A 21,231-nucleotide genomic window follows, 5' to 3' on the forward strand; every position below is an offset into this window, starting at 1 on the left:
ACGAGGTCTTTTCCATGTCTTTATTTTTTAAGCAATCCCTTTTCTTCTATAAAGGCCGCCAGGAGCTCCGCCGTACCGACCATGAGCTCCGGACAGGATACGGGGCCGCCGTTGGCCGGGCTCTTGAGGACGCGGCAGCACGACGCGTGGAACTTACCCATCCACAGCTGATAAAATTCCTTTACGGGAGCGTAGATTTCCGCCTTGGTCTTTTCTTCCGGCGTATTGCGGCCTACGAGAAGGCCCAGGATATGGCAGGCGCCGTTCAGGGCGCCGCAGAGACAGCCCGAGCCGCCGACGCCGCCGCCCATGACCGATACCATGCGGAACACGTCGTCCGACAGGTTGAGGCCGTAATATTCATTGCAGGCCTTTAATACCGTTTCGGAACAGTTATTACCGCCTTGCTGGTATTTTTTTACTACGTCTTGAATCGATTCCATTTCGTATTACCTCCTAATGCAATATCTCGTCCTTTGATTATATCACATTTTTGCCGTTCTGCCCGTTACTTTCGTTCTCGTCATATCAGGCCGGCAGGCTATGCAAATATAGCAATTTGACAAATCTGAGATTCATGATACACTATGTTCAAGACAATTTTACATCCTTTTATCCAGAGCGGCGGAGGGACTGGCCCAATGAAGCCCGGCAACCGATAACGACGGTGCTAATTCCTGCGGATTGATTTCCGAGAGATAAAGACCCTGCGACGATACCTCTTTCTCTTGGGAAAGGGGCTTTTTTCATGGGATAAAAGGCTAAACGGTCTTACGCCATATCATTTTATATTTAGGAGGAATCATTTATGAAGCATTTCAAAAAACTTACCGTCCTGGCCGCTGCGGCTCTCTGCGCGCTGGCCGTATTGGCCGCCGGCTGCGGCAGCGACGCCCCGGCAGGCGGCAAAGAGTCGACGCAGAATAAGGTCCTGACCGTCGGCGCGACGCCCGTTCCCCACGCGGAAATCTTAAACGAAATCAAGCCCCTCTTAGCCAAGGACGGCATCGATTTGAAGATCATCGAATTTACAGATTACGTCAAGCCGAATCTGGCCCTGAACGACAAGGAGCTGGACGCCAACTTCTTCCAGCACGGCCCCTACATGGAAACGTTCAATAAAGAACACGGCACGCAGCTCAAGGCCATCTGCAAGGTCCACATCGAACCGATGGGCATTTACTCCCATAAAGTCGCCAAACTGGACGAATTGGCAAACGGCGCGAAGGTCGCCATCCCCAACGACCCGACCAACGGCGGCCGGGCCTTGCTCATCCTGCAGAAGGCCGGCCTGATTTCCCTGAAGGATAACGGCAGCATCACCTCTACGGTACAGGACATCGTGAAAAACGACAAAAACCTCCAGTTCGTCGAATTGGAAGCCGCCCAGATTCCCCGCTCCATTGACGACGTAGACATCGCCGTCATCAACACGAACTTCGCCATGGAAGCCGGCCTCAATCCGCTGAAGGACGCGATTTTCCTCGAAGATAAAGACTCGCCGTACGCTAACATCTTAGCCATCCACGAAGGCGACGAAAACCGCCCGGAAATCCAGGCTCTCGTCAAAGCCCTCCAGTCTCCGGAAGTGAAGAAATTCATCGAAGACAAATACCAGGGAGCCATTCTGCCCAGCTTCTAATACAACACACATATATATTCATGCAAAAGGGCCTCGTTCCAGGCCCTTTTGTTATACATACGGCCATACTTCATGATATAATATAAACAAAAACACGCGGCTGTACTCGTGCTTACCCCCTGTCAGCTATGCAGCAAGGAGCAATATATATGCGCACAAATGAATTATTTGCCAAAAAAACAGTCTTTTCCTTTGAAGTCTTCCCGCCCAAGCCGGATACGCCCATCGAGACGATTTACGCCGCTTTAGACGAGCTGAGCCAGCTTTATCCCGATTTCATCAGTGTCACCTGCGGCGCCAGCGGAAGCGGCAGCGGCGGCAACCGCACCGTCGAAGTGGCCTCGGCTATCAAGCACACCTACGGCTGCGAAACGGCGGCTCATATGCCCTGTATCTACCTGACCGAAGATGACGCCCTGCGCACGTTGGACGAGCTGAAAAAGGCGGGCATCGAAAATATCCTGGCCCTGCGGGGCGACGAAACGCCGGGCCGCGAACGAGCCCATGTCTTCGAACATGCCAGCGATCTCGTAGCCTTCATCAAGCGGAACGCCCCGGAATTCAACGTCATCGGCGCCTGCTATCCTGAAGGCCATACGGAAGCCCAGACGATGGCCGCCGACATCCGCAACTTGAAGACGAAGGTCGACGCCGGCGCCAGCGAGCTCATTTCCCAGCTCTTCTTTGACAACGCCACCTTCTACCGCTTCCTCGAACGGTGCGAAATCGCCGGCATCAGCGTCCCCATCGAAGCGGGCATCATGCCTGTCACCAATAAGAAGCAAATCGAACGGATGGTGTCCCTGTGCGGCGCGACCTTGCCGGTCAAGTTCCAGCGGGCCATCGCCAAATACGGCGACAATGCCGAAGCCATGCGGGATATCGGCATCGCCTACGCCATCGACCAGATCGCCGACCTTTTGGCTAACGGCGTCGACGGCATCCACGTCTACACGATGAACAACCCCTATATCGCCAAGAAGATTACAGAAGCCGTAAAAAATCTATTATAAGAAATCCAAAAAAGCCCTGTACAGCATCGCTGCACAGGGCTTTTAGTTTACCATATCGTTTTATTCTTTCAGCACGTAGCCGTAGGCGTGGACGCGGCCGTCGTCTTCGTGTTCCAGGTACACGCCCTGGATTTCCGAGGCAAAGCCGGGAAGCTCGTTGAGCCCTTCTTCGAGGGCCTTGAAATACTGGACGGCCGTCGGCGACCACCGTTCGCCCGGCACGACGCAGAGGACGCCCGGCGGATAGGGCAGGGCCCCTTCAAGGGCGATCCGGCCTTCCAGCTCGTCGAGAGGCACGAGCTCGCCTTGTCCGCGAATAAAGGCGTGCTGCGCTTCCTGCGGCGTCATGACGTATTCGGGGAAATAGTCGCGGCGGAACAGCTTCTTCTGCAAATCCTTTACATTTCTCGCCTTATAGAAATCGTGCATTTCCTGACAGAGCTGCTGGATCGTGTAGCCGGCGTAGCGTGCCGGATGGGAGTTGTACACGCCCAGGAGGACTTCCTGCATGGGTACGTTGTTATCGACAAACCGTTCGAAGCGGACGAGCTGCGACGTCAGGAAGCGGAGCTTATTCCAGTTTTCCGCCGGCGTCAGCAGGAACAGGATGGAATTCAGGTCGCACTTTTCCGGAATGACGCCGTTGCCCCGCAGGTACGTCGCCAGGATATTGGCGTGAATGCCGAAGTCTTCGTACTCGCCCGTCTCAGCGTCGATGCCCGGCGTCGTGAGCAGAAGCTTGCACGGGTCGACGCGGTACTGATCCGGGCCGTAGCCTTCAAAGGCATGCCATTTTGCGCCTGGCTCAAAAGTGAAGTAGGCGATGTCGTCGGCCATCTGCTCCGTGTCGCCGTCCTGCCAGAGCTTCCCGTGTACCGTCGGCGCGATGAACGGCTTGATGTAGTGGCAGCGCTGGAGGATGCTCTTGCGGGCGTCAATGCCCAGCTTCACGCAGTCGCGCCACATCTTCCGGCCAGCGTCGCCCGAATGGATTTTGGCGTTGACGGCGATAGTGGCGAACATGGGATAAAAGGGGCTCGTCGAGGCGTTGGCCATAAAGGCATTGTTAAAGGTCTTATGGTTGCAGTAGCGCTTCTGGTCGTGAATGTGATTGTCCTTCTTATGAATCTGCGACGCCTGGGAAAAGCCGGCTTGCTGCTTGTGAACCGACTGGGTCACCATGATGCCCGGGTCGTCGCCGTGCAGGTCCAGCAGCAACGGCGAGCTGTCCCGCAGCATGGGGATAAACTGCTCGTAGCCGACCCAGGCCGAATCGAACAGGATATAGTCGCAGAGATGGCCTATCTTGTCGACGACGTAGCGGGCGTTGTACAGCGTGCCGTCGTAAGTGCCGAGCTGAATGACGGCCAGGCGGAAAGGCCGGGGCTGCTTCGCCTTTTCCGGATCCCGTTCAGCAGCCAGCTCGCGCAGGTAGGCTTCGTCGAAGCAATGGGCGTCGATGCCGCCGATGAAGCCGTAGGGGTTGCGGGCCGTTTCCAAATATACCGGCGTCGCCCCGGCCTGGATGAGGGCACCGATGGCTACGGATTTATGGTTGTTCCGGTCATACAGTACCAGGTCGCCCGGCGTCAGCAAGGCGTTCGTCACGACCTTATTGGACGACGACGAGCCGTTGAGGACGAAATAGGTCTTATCGGCGTGGAACACTTCGGCAGCAAAATCCTGGGCTTCCAGGGCCGGCCCTTCGTGAATCAGCAAATCGCCCAGCGTAACGTCGGCGTTGCATATATCGGATTGGAAAATATGGGGACCGTAGAAATCATAGAGATAGCGTCCTGCCGGATGCTTCTTGAAAAATTCGCCGTCCTGATGGCCAGGGCAGTCGAAAGGATTGTTTTTTTCGCTCACGTACTCTACGAGGTCGGCGAAAAAGGGCGGCAGGACAAACTGCTCGTAGTTGCTGGCCAGCCGCTCTGCCGTAGAAATGCAGCGGCTCTTGTTGACCATTTCCTCCGTAATGACGGCGTCGACCTTGCCGATATATTTTTCCGGAAGCCGTTCGCCGCCAGGCATGATAATCATGATGGGAATGCCGAAGCCCGTCGCGTCGATCTTGTCGATGTAGGCGAAGTCCTGGTCGGACAACACGGCGACGGCTACGTCGGTAAAGTCCGTCTGTTCGACAGGCACGATTTCCCTGTCGCTGTCTACGAAGTAGTATTGTACGTCAAAGCTGTACGCTATCTTTAAATGTTTCATATCTAGTCTCCTTATCCTCTTCCTTTACTTTTTATAGTTTTTATGGGGCATACTTCATTTTAAAACAATAGGGCCGTCCCTGACAAGACTTGCCGGAAAATTAACCGCTTACAGGTAATACAAAAAGCGAGCCCTGCAGGACTCGCCTTTTTCAGCATAGGTATTATTCTGCGTCAATGACGTCTTTCACGATGGCAACGGCTTTTTTCAAGACATCCCAGGGAATGTTGAGGGGCGGCAGGAGGCGCAGCAGGCCGTTGGCCGTCAGGACCAGGACGCCCTTGTCCACGCATTCCTTTACGACGGTTCCCAAGTCCTTCTTGAGCTTCACGCCGATCATCAGGCCCATGCCCGACACGAATTCGACGTTTTGGCAGCCTTCCAGCTCAGCCTTGATATACGCGCCCTTTTCCCGTACTTCGGCCATCAATGCGTCGTCCAGCCGTTCGATGATGGAGATAGCCCCGGCGGCGCAGATCGGGTTGCCGCCGAAGGTCGAGCCGTGGGTGTGATCCGTCAGCGTATATTGGCAGGAATCGGCAAACATCGTCGCCGCAAAGGGCAATCCGCCGCCGATAGCCTTGGCCGTCGTGACGATATCGGGATGAATGCCGTAATTCATGTAGGCATACAGCGCGCCTGTACGGCCGTTGCCGGTCTGTACTTCGTCGATAATGACCAGGATATCCTTTTCATGGGCATAGTCGACGACGGCATGGACAAAGGCCGGGTCGAGAGGATGGACGCCGCCTTCACCCTGTACCAGTTCCATCATGACGGCGCAGACGTTATTTTCTTCAGCCAGAGCCTTGACCGATTCGAAGTTATCCGCTTCGGCGTAGACGAAGCCGTCCAGGAAGGGGCCGAAATCCTGATGGAGCTCATCTTGGCCGCAGGCTGTCAGCGTGGCCATCGTCCGGCCGTGGAAGCTGTTTTTCAGCGTGATGATCGTATAGCGTCCGTCGCCGTATTTGTCGTGAGAATATTTGCGGGCCGCCTTGATGGCGCATTCGTTCGATTCTGCGCCGGAATTGGAAAAGAAGACCTTTTTCATGCCCGTCTTTTCGCAGAGCATTTTTGCCAGGATGACCTGGGGCTCCGTGTAAAATACGTTGGAAATATGGCTCAGCTTGTTGAGCTGGGCCGTCACGGCGTCTTTCCAGACGTCGTCGCAGACGCCGAAGACGTTGACGGCGATGCCGGCGCTGAGGTCGATATACTCCTTGCCGTTGACATCGTACAGGACGGAACCCTTGCCGTGGTCCAGCACGGCGTCCATCCGGTTGTATACGTTTACGATATATTCTTTATCTGCAGCTTTAAAATCCATAGCCAATTCGCACATCTCCTTTTTTCATGCAATAGCCGTTCAGCGGCCTTCGGAATACTTGTTGACAAACATCGTGCCCAGGCCTTCTTCTGTCAGCAGCTCGATCAGGATAGCGTGGGGAACCATGCCGTTGACAATAAAGACCTTCTTGACGCCGGCCTGAATGGCGTCGATGCAGCACTGCACCTTGGGAATCATGCCGCCGGCGATGACGCCTTCTTTTTTCAGCTGGTCCGCCTGGGCCAGGGTGAGGTCCGTAATCAGCGACGACGGGTCGTCCTTATCGCGCAGGACGCCGTCGATGTTCGTCATGGACACCATGCATTCGGCGTTGAGGGCGCCGGCGATTTCAGCCGCCGCCGTATCGGCGTTGATGTTGTAGGCCTGTCCGTTTTTGTCCGTACCGATCGTAGCGATGACAGGAATGTATCCCTTATCCAGATTGTCCTGAATGATTTCAACGTCCAGCGACGTAATCTTGCCGACGAAGCCCAGGTCGTCGCTCTGCTTGCGGACGCGGATCATCCGGTCGTCGAGGCCGCACAGGCCGATGGCGTTGCCGCCCATCGAGCCGATGAGGCTGACTAAATCCTTGTTGACCTGGCCGGCCAGCACCATCTGGACGATTTTCATCGTCTCCGCGTCGGTGACGCGCAGGCCGTCGATGAACTTCGATTCGATGCCGACGCGGTCCAATACTTCCTTGATGTGCGGGCCGCCGCCGTGCACCAGGACAACCTTAATGCCGATGAGGTTGAGCAGGACGATGTCGCCCATGACGGCTCGTTTCAGGCTCTCGTTGACCATCGCGTTGCCGCCGTATTTGACGACGACGATTTTGCCGCTGTATTTTTTAATATACGGCAGGGCGTTCATCAAAATCTGCGCCTTCTGGGCGTTCGTTACCGATTGGATATCGTGCATTGCTATGTCTTTATACTCTGTCATTTACCTTTCCCCCAGTACAAAAATGTAACGTGGTACAAGAAACTGCGTTCCCGCAATTTCATTGTACCACGCAGTCCTTTCAGATTCTGCTGCTCAGCTGCAGGCCTGTAAGGCCGGCTGGAATCCCAGCTGCAGCATAGTGCGCTTCATGGCCTGGGCCAGCGACGCGCCTCCGACCGGCTCGGACGCCATGCCGTTGGCCAGGGCAATAATCGTATACCCTTCCGTATTGATCGCGCCCGTACAGGCTGCCAGGGCGTCCCGCAGCTGCTGCGGCGACGCGGCGGCATCCGTCGTGAGGATGCACAGTCCCGGCTTCGCCTCGGTGCCGTCGGCGGCCATGCCGTTCATATGAACGGAGCCGCTTCCCAGCGACACGGCGCTGTCCGTCATATCGCCTAAGTTGTCGATGACCGCGCCGACCTGAGCGCCGTGAGACGGCGAAAGCGACGCGCCTAAGGTTTCCAGGCTGTCGATGAGGCGGGACGGGCGGAAATGCTGGCCTTTTACGCCGCTGGCGACGAAGGCCACGTCCTGGGCGCCTATCGCCAAGTACTGCGACGCCGCGCTGCATACTTCCTGCTGGATTTCCTGTCCCCGCAGGCCTTCGGGAAGGGCCGCCCCGTTGTGCAGCAGCAGGGCCTTTCCCGCACTCTGCCATACGCCCTGAGCGCTGGAGACGACGATGGAGCAGTTTGTACGGCTTACGATCATAGCCAAATCCAATCGCACGCGGCTGTCACAAAGGCCGCTGTACGTACCGGCCGCGCTGAATCCTTGCGGTAAGCAGCTGTCATCATATACCTGTTTCATACTAACTCCACCTTTCTATGGCTGCGCCTTTACTTCGTTATCTGTAATCCTGTCGTCGGGTCGAGGCCCAACATGATGTTCATATTCTGAATCGCCGCGCCGGAAGCGCCTTTTCCCAAATTATCGAACAAGGCCGTCACGACGACGCGCTGGTCGTTGCCCGTCACGAGAATTTCCATGTCGTCATATCCGCTCATGGCGTTGGCCGCGACGAAGCCGCTCTTGTCTTCGCCGAAGGGAAGGACGCGGACGATGGGGCTCCCTTCGTAATGAGCCGCCAAGGCCTGCCAGACGTCCTGCGCAGACGGCGTTCCCTTCATCAAATGCGTAAATAAGGGAACCATGACTTCCATGCCGCTGTAGTAATCGTCGACGATGGGAGAGAAAATCGGCTCCTGAGCCAAGCCGCAGACGGCGACGATTTCCTTCAAGTGCTTGTGCTGCTGCGTCAGGCCGTATTGGCGGGGCGAGAACAATTCCTCGCCTTTGTCCGCTCCCTCATACTGGGCGATCATCTTCTTGCCTCCGCCGCTGTATCCCGTCAGGGACACGGCGCTTACGGGATAGTCGTCCGGCAGGATGCCGGCCTGTACCAACGGCTGGACGACGGCGATGACGCCGCTGGCGTGGCAGCCCGGGTTGGCGACGCGGTCGCTTTCGGCGATGGCCTGATACTGAGCCGGTGACAATTCAGGGAAGCCGTAGGTCCAGCCGTCGGCCGTCCGATGGGCCGTCGACGTGTCGATGAGGCGGACCTGGCAGTCGGCCGCAATGGCGACGGCTTCTTTCGCCGCCCCGTCGGGAAGGCACAAGAACGCCAGATCAGCTTTCTTCATGCATTCCGCAATCGCTTCGGGCTCCTTCCGCAGCTCGTCGGCAATGGGAACCAGCTCGATATCCTGGCGGCTCTTCAGCCGTTCGTGAATTCTAAGCCCCGTCGTACCTTCATGACCATGTATAAATACCTTCGTCTTCACCTTTCATGCACCTCTATACCTTACTGCCCCGCGTCTTTACCTTTTTCTTGCCGCGGCGGCGTTTTGATGAATTTTTATTCATTATAATTGCATTTTAATAGTTTGTCAAGATTTATGCAGGATTTTTTACATAAAAATAACCTGTTGGCCTCCATTCTCACAGAAAATACACGCGATTTGTTATATTTTTTCGTATTTTCTCAAGAATTTCTGTAAAAAGGAAACAAAAGACCGCAGGAACCTGTTTCCAAGTTTCTGCGGTCTGTATATGTAATCTGTCTTAACGCATATTTTTTAACGATCCATGTCGTAATCCTGCAAGGCAGCGACGTGATGATAGCCGTCGTTTTTGCCTTTATTGGCGAAAACGCGCAGGACCTCGCGGGCCGTATCGAGAGACGTCAGGCAGGGAACGGCCAGCTCGACGGCCATGCGGCGCAGGTTGAAGCCGTCCCGTTCGGGATGCTTGCCGAAGGTCAGCGTATTGACGACCAAGTCGATCTTGCCGTTGCGGATGAGCGTCGCAATGTTCTGCCCGCTTTCATGAATCTTGCGGACGACGTCGACGGGCATGCCGTGGTCGTTGAAGTACTGGCCCGTGCCTTCCGTAGCGATGATGTGGTAGCCCAGTTCCTTGAAGCCGTGAGCCAGCTGCAGGGCTTCTTCCTTATCGCGGTCGGCGACGGTGACGAGAATCGTGCCGCCGGCGGGGATACGCATCTTCGCGCCGTTGACGGCTTTGTACAGGGCTTCGGAATAGGTCTTGCCGATACCCATGACTTCGCCTGTCGATTTCATTTCCGGCCCAAGGGCGATTTCCGCCAGGCCGATCTTGCTGAAGGAGAATACAGGCGCTTTGGCGGCGACGTGGCCCTTAGCCGGCATGAGGCCGCTGCCGTAGCCCATGTCTTTCAGCGTTTCGCCCAGGGCGATGCGCGTCGCGACTTCGACGATGGGGAAGTGCGTTACCTTGCTCAGGAAGGGAACGGTACGGCTCGAACGAGGATTTACTTCGATGATGTACAGCTTGCCCTTCGATACGACGAACTGGATGTTGACGGCGCCTTTGACCTGCAGTTCCAGGGAAATGCGCGTCGTGTAGTCGACGATCTGGTCGATCATTTCCTGGTCAAGGTGCTGCGGCGGATAGACGGCGATGGAGTCGCCCGAATGGACGCCGGCCCGTTCGACCTGTTCCATAATGCCGGGGATGAAGACGTCCGTGCCGTCGGCAACGGCGTCGACTTCGACTTCGCGGCCCGTCATGTATTCGTCGATAAGGATCGGATGGTCCGGCGAGGCGATAACGGCTTCGCGCAGGTACCGTTCCAGTTCTTTTTCATTATATACGATTTCCATGGCCCGGCCGCCGAGAACGTAAGACGGACGGACGATGAGGGGGAATTCCAATTCCTGCGAAACCCTCATGGCTTCGCTGTCGCTGGTGGCGATGCGGCCGTCAGGACGGGGAATGTTCAGCTTCGCCAAGACTTCGTCAAACCGTTCGCGGTCTTCGGCCCGGTCCATGCCTTCGACGGACGTGCCGAGGACCTTGACGCCCCGTTTTGCCAGAGGAGCCGCCAGGTTGATAGCCGTCTGGCCGCCGAACTGGCAGATGACGCCGACGGGCTTTTCCTTGTCGATGACGGCCATGACGTCTTCTACGGTCAGCGGTTCAAAGTACAGGCTGTCGGACGTATCGAAGTCCGTACTTACCGTTTCTGGGTTGTTGTTGACGATGATGCTGTTCATGCCGGCCTTGCGCAGCGCCCAGGCAGAGTGGACGGAGCAATAGTCGAATTCGATGCCCTGGCCGATGCGGATCGGGCCGGAGCCGAGAACGACGACGCTCTTGTCGCCCAGGGGCTTGACTTCGTCTTCGGCGGCGTAGCAGGAATAGTAGTACGGCGTAGCCGCTTCAAATTCGGCGGCGCAGGTGTCGACCATCTTGAAGGTCGGCGTAATGCCCTTTTCCTGACGGAAGGCCCATACTTCGTCTTCCGATTTGCCGACGAATCCGGCAATGACCGCATCGGGCATGCTGTACCGTTTAGCCAGCCGGACGTTGTCTTCCGTAAGGCCCTGTTTCTTCAAGGCTTCTTCCAGGTCGACGATGTTCTTCAGCTTGCTGAGGAACCACATGTCGTAGCCCGTAATATAGTGAATCTTTTCTTCGCTGAGGCCGAGGCGCAGAGCCTGGGTGACGACGAAGAGCCGTTCGTCGTCCTGCTTCTGCAGGAGCTCGGCGATTTCGATGAGGGATTTGCTTTCCAGCTTTTTCAGCGTCAGGTAGTTCACGCCGATTTCCAGGGAACGGACAGCCTTGAGGAGAGCCCCTTCAAAGCAGCGGTCTAAGGCCATGACTTCGCCGGTAGCCTTCATCTGCGTTCCCAGGGTCTTGTCGGCCAAGGCAAATTTTTCGAAGGGCCAGCGGGGGAACTTGACGACGCAGTAGTCGAGGGTCGGTTCGAAGCAGGCCGTCGTCTTGCCCGTAACGGCGTTGGTAATCTGGTCCAGCGTCAGGCCTGTGGCGACTTTCGCCGCAACCTTGGCGATGGGATAGCCCGTTGCCTTGGAAGCCAGGGCCGACGAACGGCTGACGCGGGGGTTTACTTCGATGACGTAGTACTGGTTGCTGTTCGGGTCGAGGGCGTACTGTACGTTGCAGCCCCCTTCGATTTTCAGGCGGCGGATGATGGCCAGAGACGCCGTGCGCAGCATCTGGTACTGCAAGTCGTTCAGTGTCTGGCTCGGCGCGACGACGATGGAGTCGCCCGTATGAACGCCGACGGGGTCGATGTTTTCCATGTTGCAGACGATGATGCAGTTGTCCGCTTTATCGCGCATGACTTCGTATTCGATTTCTTTCCAGCCGGCAACGGACCGTTCGACGAGGATCTGGTTGATCGGGCTGAGCTTGATGCCGCGGGTCGCGATCATGAACAGCTCGTCTTCGTCGTGGGCGATGCCGCCGCCCGTGCCGCCGAGAGTAAAGGCCGGACGGACGATGATCGGGTAGCCGATTTTATCGGCGAAATCGATGGCCGACTGGACGTCTTCAAAGATGTCGCTTTCCGGCACGGGCTGGTTGATGTCCTTCATGGCTTCCTTAAAGAGCTCGCGGTCTTCCGCTTCCTTAATAGCCGAAAGGTGGGTGCCCAGCAATGTTACGTTGTATTTTTCCAGCACGCCGGCGTTCGCCAGTTCGACGGCCATGTTCAGGCCGACCTGGCCGCCCAGGGTCGCCAACAGTCCGTCGGGACGTTCTTTTTCAATGACTTCCGTCACGTAATCAAGGGAAATCGGTTCGATATATACGCGGTCGGCAATATCTTCGTCCGTCATAATCGTCGCCGGGTTGCTGTTGATGAGGACGACTTCCAGGCCTTCTTCCTTCAAAGCCCGGCAAGCCTGCGTGCCGGCATAGTCAAATTCTGCGGCCTGGCCGATAATGATAGGGCCGGATCCGATAACGAGAACTTTCTTCAATCCTTCTATCATGTTAATTTTCCTCCATCATCTTGATAAATTGTTCAAATAAATACAAGTTATCAGTCGGTCCCGGCGAAGCTTCCGGATGGTACTGCACACACATGATATGTTGTTCCGGCACTTCGAAGCCTTCCAGCGTATTGTCGTGCAGGTTGCGGTGCGTAATGACGACGTTGTCCGGCAGGGACGCTTCGTCGATGACGTAGCCGTGGTTCTGCGACGTAATGTATACGCGGTTCGTGCGGATATCCTTGACCGGATGGTTGGCGCCGCGATGGCCGAAGGTCAGCTTGCGGCTCTTGCCGCCCAGCGCCAGGCCCAGCATCTGCAGGCCGAGGCAAATGCCGAAGATAGGCTTCTTGCCGATGAGTTTCTTGACTTCTTCTACGACGTAGGGAACGTCCTTCGGGTCGCCGGGGCCGTTGCTGAGGAAAATGCCGTCGGGATTGATGGCCAGTACGTCTTCGGCCTTCGTTTCCGCCGGGAAAATCGTCAGGCGGCAGCCGTTGCGGACCAAATCGCGGAGGATGTTGGTCTTCGCGCCGTAGTCCATGACGGCGACGTGGAATTTGCCGCTGCCCATGTGCTTGATGTCCCGCGTCGTGACGCGGCGGACGAGCTGCGTTTCCAAAGGCGTGTCAAACAGTTCCTTGACAGCACTTTCGCTCATCGTTTCGGGAACGATGACCCCCTTCATGACGCCGTGGCTGCGGATCGCCCGCGTAACGGCGCGGGTGTCGACGCCGTACAGGCAGGGAATATGATGGGTCCGGATGAACGTCGCCAGCTCGCCTTCGTTCTGCCAGTTGCTCGGCGCATCGCAGAGCTCGCCGACGACGAAGCCCGCCGCATAGGGACGGTCGGCCTGTTCGATTTCGTGGAACAAGCCGTAGTTGCCGATCAGCGGGTAGGTCATCGTAATGATCTGGCCGGCATAGGACGGGTCCGTAAAGGTTTCCTGATAGCCCGTCATGCCCGTATTAAATACGACTTCGCCGACAGCCGGTTCGCTCATCAGCATCTGGCCGTAAAATTTCTGTCCATTCTCTAATATGAGAATTCCTTTCATCGTAAGACCTCCCCATCTTTCATTACAAAGGCGCCGTCGACGACTGTCGCTACGGCCTTTCCTTTAAATATCATTTCATCAAAGGGCGATGCTTTGCCTTTGGAGTAGAACGCCGATGCGTCTACAGTCCATTCCTTGTCGAGGTCGAGAATCGTCAGGTCTGCGTCTTTTCCCGGAGCGATGACGCCGGCGTCGAGGCGCAGGATCTTGGCCTGAGCCGTAGACATGGCGTTGACGATCGTCATGAGGTCGACTTCGCCCGTATGATACAAGTAGGTCAGCACGGCGCCGACGCTCGTTTCGAGACCTACAAAGCCGCTGGGAGCCAGGTTGAATTCCTGGTCCTTTTCTTCCCATTCGTGAGGCGCGTGGTCCGTGACGATGGCGTCGATCGTGCCGTCCTTCAAACCTTCTACGACGGCGGCGCGGTGGTCGTCCGAGCGCAGGGGCGGGTTGACCTTAAAGCGCGTTTCAAAGGAGCGAATTGCTTCGTCCGTCAGGATCATGTGCTGGGGCGTCGCTTCCGCCGTGACGCGGAGGCCTTTTTTCTTGGCCTGCCGTACCATGTCGACGGCGTTCTTCGTGCTGATGTGGGCGATGTGAACGGGCGTGCCCGTCGCTTCGGCCAGCAGGATATCGCGGGCGACGGCAATGTCTTCGGCGACGGCCGGACGGCCCTTAATGCCCAGCTGATTGGACACGACGCCTTCGTGCATATTGCCGCCGGCGACGAGTTCCGTTTCTTCGCAGTGGTCGATGATTACCTTGTCGAACATGCTGGCGTATTCCATCGCCTTGCGCATGAAGTCGGAGTTTTCGACAAAGCGGCCGTCGTCGGAAAAGGCGACGACGCCGGCTTTGACCATGCCGCCCATGCCGGACAGCTCCTGGCCTTCCAGGTTCTTGGAAATCGCGCCGATGACTTCGACCTTGACGACGCCTTCTTTCGCTACTTTATATTTCAGGCCTTCTACGATGATGGCCTTGTCGATGACCGGGCTGGTGTTGGGCATCGTCGCGACGCGGGTAATACCGCCGGCCGCCGCGGCTCTCGTGCCCGTCGCGATGGTTTCCTTCGCCGACTGGCCGGGCTGGCGGAGATGGACGTGCATGTCGATAAAGCCCGGCGCTACGACCAAGCCCGACGCGTCGTATACTTCGGCGCCTTCTGCCGGAAGATTCGATCCTACGGCTTTGATCTTGCCGTCTTCAATGAGGATATCGCATATTTCATCTTGCTGTACAGCCGGGTTGACTACCCTGCCGCCTTTAACGAGTAATGTCAACGTCATCGCCTCCTATGATTGTCAAATACAGAACTGCCATCCGGACGGACACGCCGTTTTTAACCTGTTCCTGAATTGCCGAATGGTCGCTGTAGCACGTATCCGTGTCGATTTCAATGCCGCGGTTCATCGGGCCGGGATGCATGACCAGGACGTCGTCCTTTGCCAGGGCCAGGCGCTTCCGGTTGATACCGAAGAGGGAATTGTATTCGCCGGCGCTGGGGAAGAACCCGATGCCCTGCCGTTCCTTCTGAATGCGGAGAACATTGATGACGTCGGCGTCCTGAATGGCTTCTTCCAGGTTGTAGTGCACGGTGACGCCCATGGATTCCAGCTCCGGCTGGAGCAGCGTGCGGGGACCGACGAGGTGTACGTCGGCGCCCATGGTCTGCAGGCCGTAAATATTGGAACGGGCTACGCGGCCGTGGTCGATATCGCCGACGATGACGACTTTCAGCCCGTCAATACGGCCCTTCGCTTCCTGAATGGTAAACAAGTCGAGAAGGCCCTGCGTCGGATGCTCGTGCGCACCGTCGCCGGCATTGATGATGATCGGGTCGACGCATCGGCGGGCAAACCAGGGAGAGCCTTCCTGCTTCTGCCGCATGACGATGGCGTCTACGCCCATAGCCGTAACGGTAAGCAGCGTGTCGCGGAAGCTTTCGCCCTTCTGAATAGAGCTGCCGCGGGGTGTAAAGTTGATGACGTCGGCGCCTAAATATTTTGCCGCCATTTCAAAGGAGCCGCGCGTACGCGTGCTCGGTTCCCAGAACATGTTGACGACGGACTTGCCCTTGAGCAGCGACAGCTTCTTATCGCCGCTGTTGACGACAGCCTTCATCTTCTTTGCTACTCGCAGTATCAATTCAATTTCTTCTTTTGGTACTCCTTGCAGCCCTAACAGGCTTTTTCCTTGGATACTAGCCATTGGAATCCTCCTTATAAAAAAAGACCTTTGCCGAAAGGCAAAGGTCATATCCATATCGCATGCATGGCAAACATATGTCCCTTTTTAGCCTCTCTGGACTATATTAAAGGTACAGTCATAAATATGGTGATGAATAACCCGGCCTCTCTGGACCGACAGTCTATTCTCTCTTATTATTGTATCTACCCATTCCTATAAAGTCAAGATTTTTTTATCTACCTATAAGGCTGATTTAGAGTCGGCCTCTCCCGGCGCATCTCAAGGCGCCCTGTGCAGGTATACTTCCTGCGGCGCAATGACCAGGCTGCCTTCCTCGATAAACACGTCGTTAAAAAAGGCTTCAAACAGCTTGGCCGGTACATACAGCATGCCCTCGACGTTTTCCGGCCCGATACCGTATTGGTAAATGTGATTCAGGTTCACCGTCTTCAGCGAGCCGATGCGCTCGTACATATCGACGCCGGGATAGAGGTGCATGTAGACCGTATTCGCCTCGATAAAGGCGCACTGTTTTTCTTCATCCCAGGCAACAGTATAGCCCAGCTGCTCCGCTACGGGACGAAGGGGCACCATGAGCACGCCGTTTTTCTCATACACTGGGGCCGTAAGAGGCGTCTGGGCGCTGTTCCGGCCGATAAGAATCGTATACTCCGGCAAGATCTGGCCGGACGTTTGCACCGTAAGGGCCGGCTGCATCGATTCTGCCGCCGTATCCGCCGCGCCGGCCGGGGCCGCGCAGAGCAGGCAGAACGCCAAGCCAGCTATATAATGTAGTCTCATAGCATATCCCTCCTTGAGATTTCCTGCTATCCCCCGACATGCTGCCGGGCCATGACTAAGAACACCGTCATGAGAACGCAGACGAACCCGATTAATTCGGGAATATAAAATACAGTCCCCAGTACCAGGGCGGAAACGACGGATGCCGAGACAGGCTCCAGCGTACCGATGAGCGTGGCCTTAATCGGGCCTATGTCCCCGACGCCCCGCAGAAATAAGATAAAGGTCAAGTCCGTGCCGATTAAGATAATAGCGGCAAAGATGATATATCCCGCCGTATCTAATACAGACGGCGTATTCCAGGGCTGGATAAACAGCGAAAACAGCGTTCCGCCGACGAGAAGGCTCAGCGCGTTGACCGGCACGCTGCCCCATTTCCAGACCAGATTCTGCGCCAAAAAGGAATAGCATACCGTCGCCACGGCCGCCGCCAGCCCCCATTGCAGCCCTTCCGGCGACAGGGCCATCCGGGATAAATCGCCGTGCGTCGCAATGAGAACGACGCCGACGAGAGCCAAGACGATGGACAGGCCTTCGCGGAAGTCGGGAAGACGCCGCGTCCGCAGGCAGACGATGACCGCCATCATGACGACGCTCAGGGTCTGCAAAATCCCCGCCGTGCCGGCGTTCGAGTATTGAATGCACTTGAGGAACGACACCTGGCTGAGCAGGAGCCCCATCAGACTGTATCCCAGCATCGAGATGCAATCCTTTTTATTCCTCAAGATATTCAGCATCGTCTTGTATTCCCTGCCGGCCAGCAGGGTCAATACCAGTCCGGCGCAAACCATGCGGATGCTGGTCAGCCAAAAGGGATCGACGCCGTAACGGCTCAGCAAATACTGTCCGGCCGTCCCCGACATGCCCCAGATAATCGCTCCGCCGCCGGAACAAAGATAACCGCGCATCATGCTGCGCTTAGCCATAGTACCGCTCCTTTCTCCTTGCCTGTAATTGTAACACAGAGAGTGCTCCTTATCCAGTCGGCGCAAAAAGAAAACACAGCAACTTCATGAAGAAATTACTGTGTTTCATACATCTATATACGATTAGAAATGAAGCAGCCCGCCGCTTTCGTTCGAAACAGGAACGGCTAAGATGCCCGTCGGCTGGGGCTGGGAAATCAAAAAGATCAGCGCCGCCACGATAGCCAGGGCGATGGTCACCCGCGAGAAGACGCCTCGTTCGCTGTATTCCGGCACGCCGAAGAAGCGGATACCGATGGACGCGCCGATCGTCGCGAACAACGCGCCTACGGAGAAATACCGGTACATCCCATAAGCCAGGATCAAGCCGACGATGGACGCCGCGTTGATGACGATGGGATAGCAGCGCGCCAGCATCGACTGGTTGGCGCGGCGCATGCTCATGAGCCAGTCCGTCGCGTCGATGCCGACCAGGCCGGTAATAAAGGTCGAAGCGTATAAAATGCCGTCCCACTGCGATTCCAGCCTGCGGCGGTCGCCGGCAATCCACATCAGTACCGTCAGCAGCAAAATAGCCACGCCGGCGACGAGGTAGTAGTACTGCTCGGGAATAAACTGAATGACGAAGACGCCGACGAGGACGCATACGCTGGCGACGGCGCTCATCTGCACGAGCTGCTGCTTCGTCGGACGAATCTTCTTATTCATGCTGGTATAAATCTTAGCGAAGATTTCCAGCAGGAAGACGACGACAAAGAAGACGATGCCCAAAAACGGGCTGAGCAGCGCCAATCCCAGGGTAATCACCAGCGGGATGATAAACTTGACTCCCGGGAAGATGATGAAGGTCTTCATCGTCATGACGTGCTGCTGCGAATACACCGTAAAGTAGGTAAAGGTATTAAACAACAGCATGGCGACGATGGTCTCGCCGGGCTTCGCCCCCATGTACAGGAAGATCATGAGCAGGTACATGCTCATGTTGATGCCTGTGAAGCGGGCAAATACGGCAGACATCAGGCCATACATCAAAAACGGTAGAATTACTGAAAAGATATCCATTCTGACCTCTCCTGCTTCTTATTTCAAATGGTGGCTGCCCCGTTCCGTCATGGGAAGGCCTTCCTTGCACAACGGGCAGTCGTCGGGCTGATACGTAGGAACGGTCAAGTGAAGCAGGGCCTGTACGTCTTCCTTCGGCACGCCGAATTCGGCCTTGCCGCCGCTGCGGTCTACGAGGAGGCCGACGCCGACGATGACGCCGCCGGCTTGTTTAACGACGTTGACGACTTCCTGTACGGAACCGCCCGTCGTGACGATGTCTTCTACGATGAGGACGCGTTCGCCCGGTTCGATGCGGAAGCCGCGGCGCAGCGTCATGACGCCTTTTTCCCGTTCCGTAAAGATGGCCCGCGTGCCTAAGGCCTTGCCGACTTCATGAGCCAGCAAGATGCCGCCGGTCATCGGCCCCATGACGGTCTGGACATTTTTGTCCTTAAACCGTTCTGCCAATTCCTTGCAGAGCTTTTCCGTATATTCCGGATGCTGGAGGACGTTGAACTTTTCAACGTACAGCGGGCTGTGAAGGCCCGACGTCAATAAGAAATGGCCTTCCAATACGGCTTTCGTGTCTACTAATAACTGTCTTACTTCTGCTTCTGTCATCATGATGCTATACCCCCTGGATTTCTTCTAATATTTTGCGAACGGCTTCCCGCGGTTCATCAGCCTTCGTAATGGGCCGTCCGATGACTAAGTGGGACGCGCCGTCCTGCAGCGCCTGCCGCGGCGTCGTAAACCGCTTCTGGTCGTTGGCGACGGCGAAGGACGGGCGAATGCCCGGCGTAACGATGAGGAAATCGGAACCGTTCATTTCGCGGATGGCCTTCGCTTCATACGGCGACGAAACGGTGCCGTCGATACCAGCTTCCTTCGCCAGCTTAGCCAGGCGGAGAACCGTTTCGGCAATCGTATATTTTCCGCCGATTTCTTCCCAGCACGCTTCGTCGATGCTGGTCAGAACCGTGACGGCCAGCAAGCGGGGCCGTTCGATGCCCAGCTTTTCCGCCTCGTCGCGGACGGCTTCCGCAGCAGCTTCCATCATCGCCCTGCCGCCTGTGCCGTGAAGGGTCATGAGATCGGCTCCCAGCCGGGTCAAGGCGCGAATGCTCTGGCCTACCGTATTCGGAATGTCGTGTACCTTCAAATCGAGGAACACGTGCTTTCCCTGGTCCTTCAAATAGCGAACAGCGTCCGGACCGGCGCTGTAAAATAATTCCATGCCGACTTTATAGAAGGAAACGCTGTCTCCCAACGATTCGACAAGCTTCTTCATGTCGTCTAAAGAATGTACGTCTAAAGCCGTTATAATGCGATTATCTGCCATTCGTAACCCTCCGCGCAAAAAAATAAACTGCATAAGCCCCATACTGCATGGGCATATCTAATTAATTATGTCACGTTTTACCATACCTGTCAATTTACTTTTCCACCTGGGAACGCGGCTTTTGCGGCAGTAGTTCCGGAATCCGAAATCCGCCGCACTTCGGCGAAAAGAGCATTCCCGTCCATGTCGTCGATAATCGACAAGGCAATCGCCTTAGCCTTATCGCTCGTAGCCCTCGGGTTGTCCGGGTCATCCAGGCGCAGGGCAAAATACGCCGTCTTTCCGTCTCTTTCATATAGCCCGACAAACCAGGCGTCCGTATTTTTTCCATCGACTCGCCCAAAACCGGTCTTGCCGTACACCTTCAATCCCGTCGCCGCGTCGTCCCTCGTCAGCATCAGCAGCTTCAACGTATTGGCAAGCTCGCCCTTCTCCGGATGTTCCATAATGCGCCGCAGCACTTGAATTTGTTCCTTCGGAGATATTTTTAAGGACGACTCCAGCCAAAATCCTTTCAGCTCAGCCAAGGGCTCTCCCTCATTTAAATCGCCCTGCCAATCGGAAATATCCCTGTTGCCATAATTCATCTCGTCGATATGGGCCTGCATTACAGGCTGTCCTATATCGTCTATGACTTGCCGGTAATACCAGACGCAGGACTGCCGAAAAGCGTCGGGCAATCCAATATCGCGATTCCACGGCTCATACCAGTACACCGTCCCGTTCCATGTCCGCACGGAATCATTCATCTGAATTACGCCCATATCTAACCCGACGTAGGTAGAGAAAATTTTGAAAGTCGAGCAGGGCGATGAGCGTTTTTCGCTGAGCTCTTTTTGGTATACGGCATAAGTGTCGGACTCGGGATAATAAAAAATAGCCGTGCCGTTTACGCCGTCGAAATACTCCTGCAAATTGATTTCCACCGTCGTTTCTGCTACGGTACGGCTGACGCCTGCGGAAAAGAGTATTGCCGTTAGGCAGCATATGAAAACGAAAAATCTTTTAAATATGTTCGTCTGCATTTGTTTTTTATTGCCTCCTTAGTAATGGTGTAGCTTTTGTTCCTGATTCAAAAGTTCGCGGCGTGTAGAACAGAACCCTTTTTCGGAAGGATAGGAAGCCGCACATATACAAAAAAAGAACGCATACATATCGTATACGTCTCCTGCTAGCAGTCGTCGCACCTATCAGTCGGGTCTGCACACATGAATATTTCTTCTAACATATTCTGTTTGCGCAAGGACCCGACATAAGCGATTCGCACAAGTTTGCGCGTCGTGCTTCGCACTCCTTCAAACGAGGTTCGCTACTTATCCCAGGGCTTGCCCTGGGTAGATGGGAGGTCGTTGTATGCAAAAAGAGAGCAGTGCCAATGCACTGCTCTCTTTTTGTAATCAGCGGCTTCCTATCCTCCCAGG

At 55.8% G+C, this 21,231-nt stretch carries 18 protein-coding genes and 1 riboswitch; of the genes, 2 read left to right on the top strand and 16 right to left on the bottom strand.

Going from position 1 to position 21,231, the window contains the following annotated elements; genetic code table 11:
• Nucleotides 1-20 precede the first annotated feature (20 nt).
• Nucleotides 21-443 carry a C-GCAxxG-C-C family protein gene (locus B5F80_RS04500; RefSeq protein WP_087477628.1) on the bottom strand — a complete coding sequence of 141 codons (423 nt, stop codon included), beginning with the start codon at nt 441-443 and terminating at the stop codon, nt 21-23.
• A 166-nt stretch (nt 444-609) separates the two neighbouring features.
• Nucleotides 610-705, top strand: a riboswitch (SAM riboswitch).
• Between the two features lie 103 nt (nt 706-808).
• On the opposite strand from B5F80_RS04500, the gene B5F80_RS04505 reads away from it, so the two are divergent.
• Nucleotides 809-1,642, top strand: coding sequence for a MetQ/NlpA family ABC transporter substrate-binding protein (locus B5F80_RS04505; RefSeq protein WP_087477629.1), 834 nt, complete (start codon nt 809-811; stop codon nt 1,640-1,642).
• 149 nt (nt 1,643-1,791) lie between these two features.
• Complete coding sequence (metF, locus tag B5F80_RS04510; protein ID WP_087477630.1) at nt 1,792-2,655, top strand: methylenetetrahydrofolate reductase [NAD(P)H]; 864 nt, start codon at nt 1,792-1,794, stop codon at nt 2,653-2,655.
• 60 nt (nt 2,656-2,715) lie between these two features.
• On the opposite strand, the gene speC is transcribed toward metF, so the two are convergent.
• From speC to B5F80_RS04585, 15 genes are all read right to left on the bottom strand, one after another.
• Nucleotides 2,716-4,875, bottom strand: coding sequence for an ornithine decarboxylase (gene speC, locus B5F80_RS04515; RefSeq protein ID WP_087477631.1), 2,160 nt, complete (start codon nt 4,873-4,875; stop codon nt 2,716-2,718).
• Between the two features lie 163 nt (nt 4,876-5,038).
• Nucleotides 5,039-6,205 (bottom strand): aminotransferase class III-fold pyridoxal phosphate-dependent enzyme, encoded by a 1,167-nt coding sequence (locus B5F80_RS04520; RefSeq protein WP_204246346.1) that lies wholly within the window; start codon nt 6,203-6,205, stop codon nt 5,039-5,041.
• A gap of 39 nt (nt 6,206-6,244) precedes the next feature.
• Entirely contained in the window at nt 6,245-7,120 is an 876-nt protein-coding gene (gene argB, locus B5F80_RS04525; protein WP_087477652.1) for an acetylglutamate kinase, read from the bottom strand.
• A gap of 126 nt (nt 7,121-7,246) precedes the next feature.
• The gene (locus B5F80_RS04530) at nt 7,247-7,966 is read right to left on the bottom strand and encodes a hypothetical protein (RefSeq protein ID WP_087477633.1); all 720 of its coding nucleotides are present in this window, start codon (nt 7,964-7,966) and stop codon (nt 7,247-7,249) included.
• A gap of 29 nt (nt 7,967-7,995) precedes the next feature.
• Nucleotides 7,996-8,943 (bottom strand): N-acetyl-gamma-glutamyl-phosphate reductase, encoded by a 948-nt coding sequence (argC, locus tag B5F80_RS04535; protein WP_087477634.1) that lies wholly within the window; start codon nt 8,941-8,943, stop codon nt 7,996-7,998.
• Between the two features lie 294 nt (nt 8,944-9,237).
• On the bottom strand, nt 9,238-12,444 hold the full coding sequence (gene carB, locus B5F80_RS04540) for a carbamoyl-phosphate synthase large subunit (RefSeq protein ID WP_087477635.1): 3,207 nt from the start codon (nt 12,442-12,444) through the stop codon (nt 9,238-9,240).
• Between the two features lies 1 nt (nt 12,445).
• Complete coding sequence (gene carA, locus B5F80_RS04545; protein ID WP_087477636.1) at nt 12,446-13,504, bottom strand: glutamine-hydrolyzing carbamoyl-phosphate synthase small subunit; 1,059 nt, start codon at nt 13,502-13,504, stop codon at nt 12,446-12,448.
• On the bottom strand, nt 13,501-14,790 hold the full coding sequence (locus tag B5F80_RS04550) for a dihydroorotase (protein WP_087477637.1): 1,290 nt from the start codon (nt 14,788-14,790) through the stop codon (nt 13,501-13,503). The genes carA and B5F80_RS04550 overlap by 4 nt, the downstream gene beginning before the upstream one ends.
• Complete coding sequence (locus B5F80_RS04555) at nt 14,774-15,718, bottom strand: aspartate carbamoyltransferase catalytic subunit (protein WP_087477638.1); 945 nt, start codon at nt 15,716-15,718, stop codon at nt 14,774-14,776. Before B5F80_RS04555 ends, B5F80_RS04550 begins: the two co-directional genes overlap by 17 nt.
• Nucleotides 15,719-15,976: 258 nt before the next feature.
• The gene (locus B5F80_RS04560; protein WP_087477639.1) at nt 15,977-16,498 is read right to left on the bottom strand and encodes a copper amine oxidase N-terminal domain-containing protein; all 522 of its coding nucleotides are present in this window, start codon (nt 16,496-16,498) and stop codon (nt 15,977-15,979) included.
• Nucleotides 16,499-16,524: 26 nt separating this feature from the next.
• On the bottom strand, nt 16,525-17,424 hold the full coding sequence (locus B5F80_RS04565) for an EamA family transporter (RefSeq protein WP_087477640.1): 900 nt from the start codon (nt 17,422-17,424) through the stop codon (nt 16,525-16,527).
• A 123-nt stretch (nt 17,425-17,547) separates the two neighbouring features.
• The gene (locus B5F80_RS04570) at nt 17,548-18,486 is read right to left on the bottom strand and encodes a hypothetical protein (protein ID WP_087477641.1); all 939 of its coding nucleotides are present in this window, start codon (nt 18,484-18,486) and stop codon (nt 17,548-17,550) included.
• Between the two features lie 18 nt (nt 18,487-18,504).
• Nucleotides 18,505-19,092, bottom strand: coding sequence for an orotate phosphoribosyltransferase (gene pyrE, locus B5F80_RS04575; RefSeq protein WP_087477642.1), 588 nt, complete (start codon nt 19,090-19,092; stop codon nt 18,505-18,507).
• A gap of 4 nt (nt 19,093-19,096) precedes the next feature.
• Nucleotides 19,097-19,810, bottom strand: coding sequence for an orotidine-5'-phosphate decarboxylase (gene pyrF / locus B5F80_RS04580; protein ID WP_087477643.1), 714 nt, complete (start codon nt 19,808-19,810; stop codon nt 19,097-19,099).
• An 89-nt stretch (nt 19,811-19,899) separates the two neighbouring features.
• Nucleotides 19,900-20,835: a penicillin-binding transpeptidase domain-containing protein gene (locus B5F80_RS04585; protein WP_087477644.1), complete on the bottom strand. Its 936-nt coding sequence runs from the start codon at nt 20,833-20,835 to the stop codon at nt 19,900-19,902.
• Nucleotides 20,836-21,231 lie beyond the last annotated feature (396 nt).

Origin of the sequence: Megasphaera sp. An286 (assembly GCF_002163455.1) — a bacterium.
Classification (GTDB): domain Bacteria; phylum Bacillota; class Negativicutes; order Veillonellales; family Megasphaeraceae; genus Megasphaera; species Megasphaera stantonii.

Bases quoted from the DNA above. Each gene is read 5' to 3' on its own strand.
- B5F80_RS04500 (WP_087477628.1), bottom strand. From the start codon at position 443: ATGGAATCGATTCAAGACGTAGTAAAAAAATACCAGCAAGGCGGTAAT.
- B5F80_RS04505 (WP_087477629.1), top strand. From the start codon at position 809: ATGAAGCATTTCAAAAAACTTACCGTCCTGGCCGCTGCGGCTCTCTGC.
- metF (WP_087477630.1), top strand. From the start codon at position 1,792: ATGCGCACAAATGAATTATTTGCCAAAAAAACAGTCTTTTCCTTTGAA.
- speC (WP_087477631.1), bottom strand. From the start codon at position 4,875: ATGAAACATTTAAAGATAGCGTACAGCTTTGACGTACAATACTACTTC.
- B5F80_RS04520 (WP_204246346.1), bottom strand. From the start codon at position 6,205: ATGGATTTTAAAGCTGCAGATAAAGAATATATCGTAAACGTATACAAC.
- B5F80_RS04530 (WP_087477633.1), bottom strand. From the start codon at position 7,966: ATGAAACAGGTATATGATGACAGCTGCTTACCGCAAGGATTCAGCGCG.
- carB (WP_087477635.1), bottom strand. From the start codon at position 12,444: ATGATAGAAGGATTGAAGAAAGTTCTCGTTATCGGATCCGGCCCTATC.
- carA (WP_087477636.1), bottom strand. From the start codon at position 13,504: ATGAAAGGAATTCTCATATTAGAGAATGGACAGAAATTTTACGGCCAG.
- B5F80_RS04555 (WP_087477638.1), bottom strand. From the start codon at position 15,718: ATGGCTAGTATCCAAGGAAAAAGCCTGTTAGGGCTGCAAGGAGTACCA.
- B5F80_RS04560 (WP_087477639.1), bottom strand. From the start codon at position 16,498: ATGAGACTACATTATATAGCTGGCTTGGCGTTCTGCCTGCTCTGCGCG.
- B5F80_RS04565 (WP_087477640.1), bottom strand. From the start codon at position 17,424: ATGGCTAAGCGCAGCATGATGCGCGGTTATCTTTGTTCCGGCGGCGGA.
- B5F80_RS04570 (WP_087477641.1), bottom strand. From the start codon at position 18,486: ATGGATATCTTTTCAGTAATTCTACCGTTTTTGATGTATGGCCTGATG.
- pyrE (WP_087477642.1), bottom strand. From the start codon at position 19,092: ATGATGACAGAAGCAGAAGTAAGACAGTTATTAGTAGACACGAAAGCC.
- pyrF (WP_087477643.1), bottom strand. From the start codon at position 19,810: ATGGCAGATAATCGCATTATAACGGCTTTAGACGTACATTCTTTAGAC.
- B5F80_RS04585 (WP_087477644.1), bottom strand. From the start codon at position 20,835: ATGCAGACGAACATATTTAAAAGATTTTTCGTTTTCATATGCTGCCTA.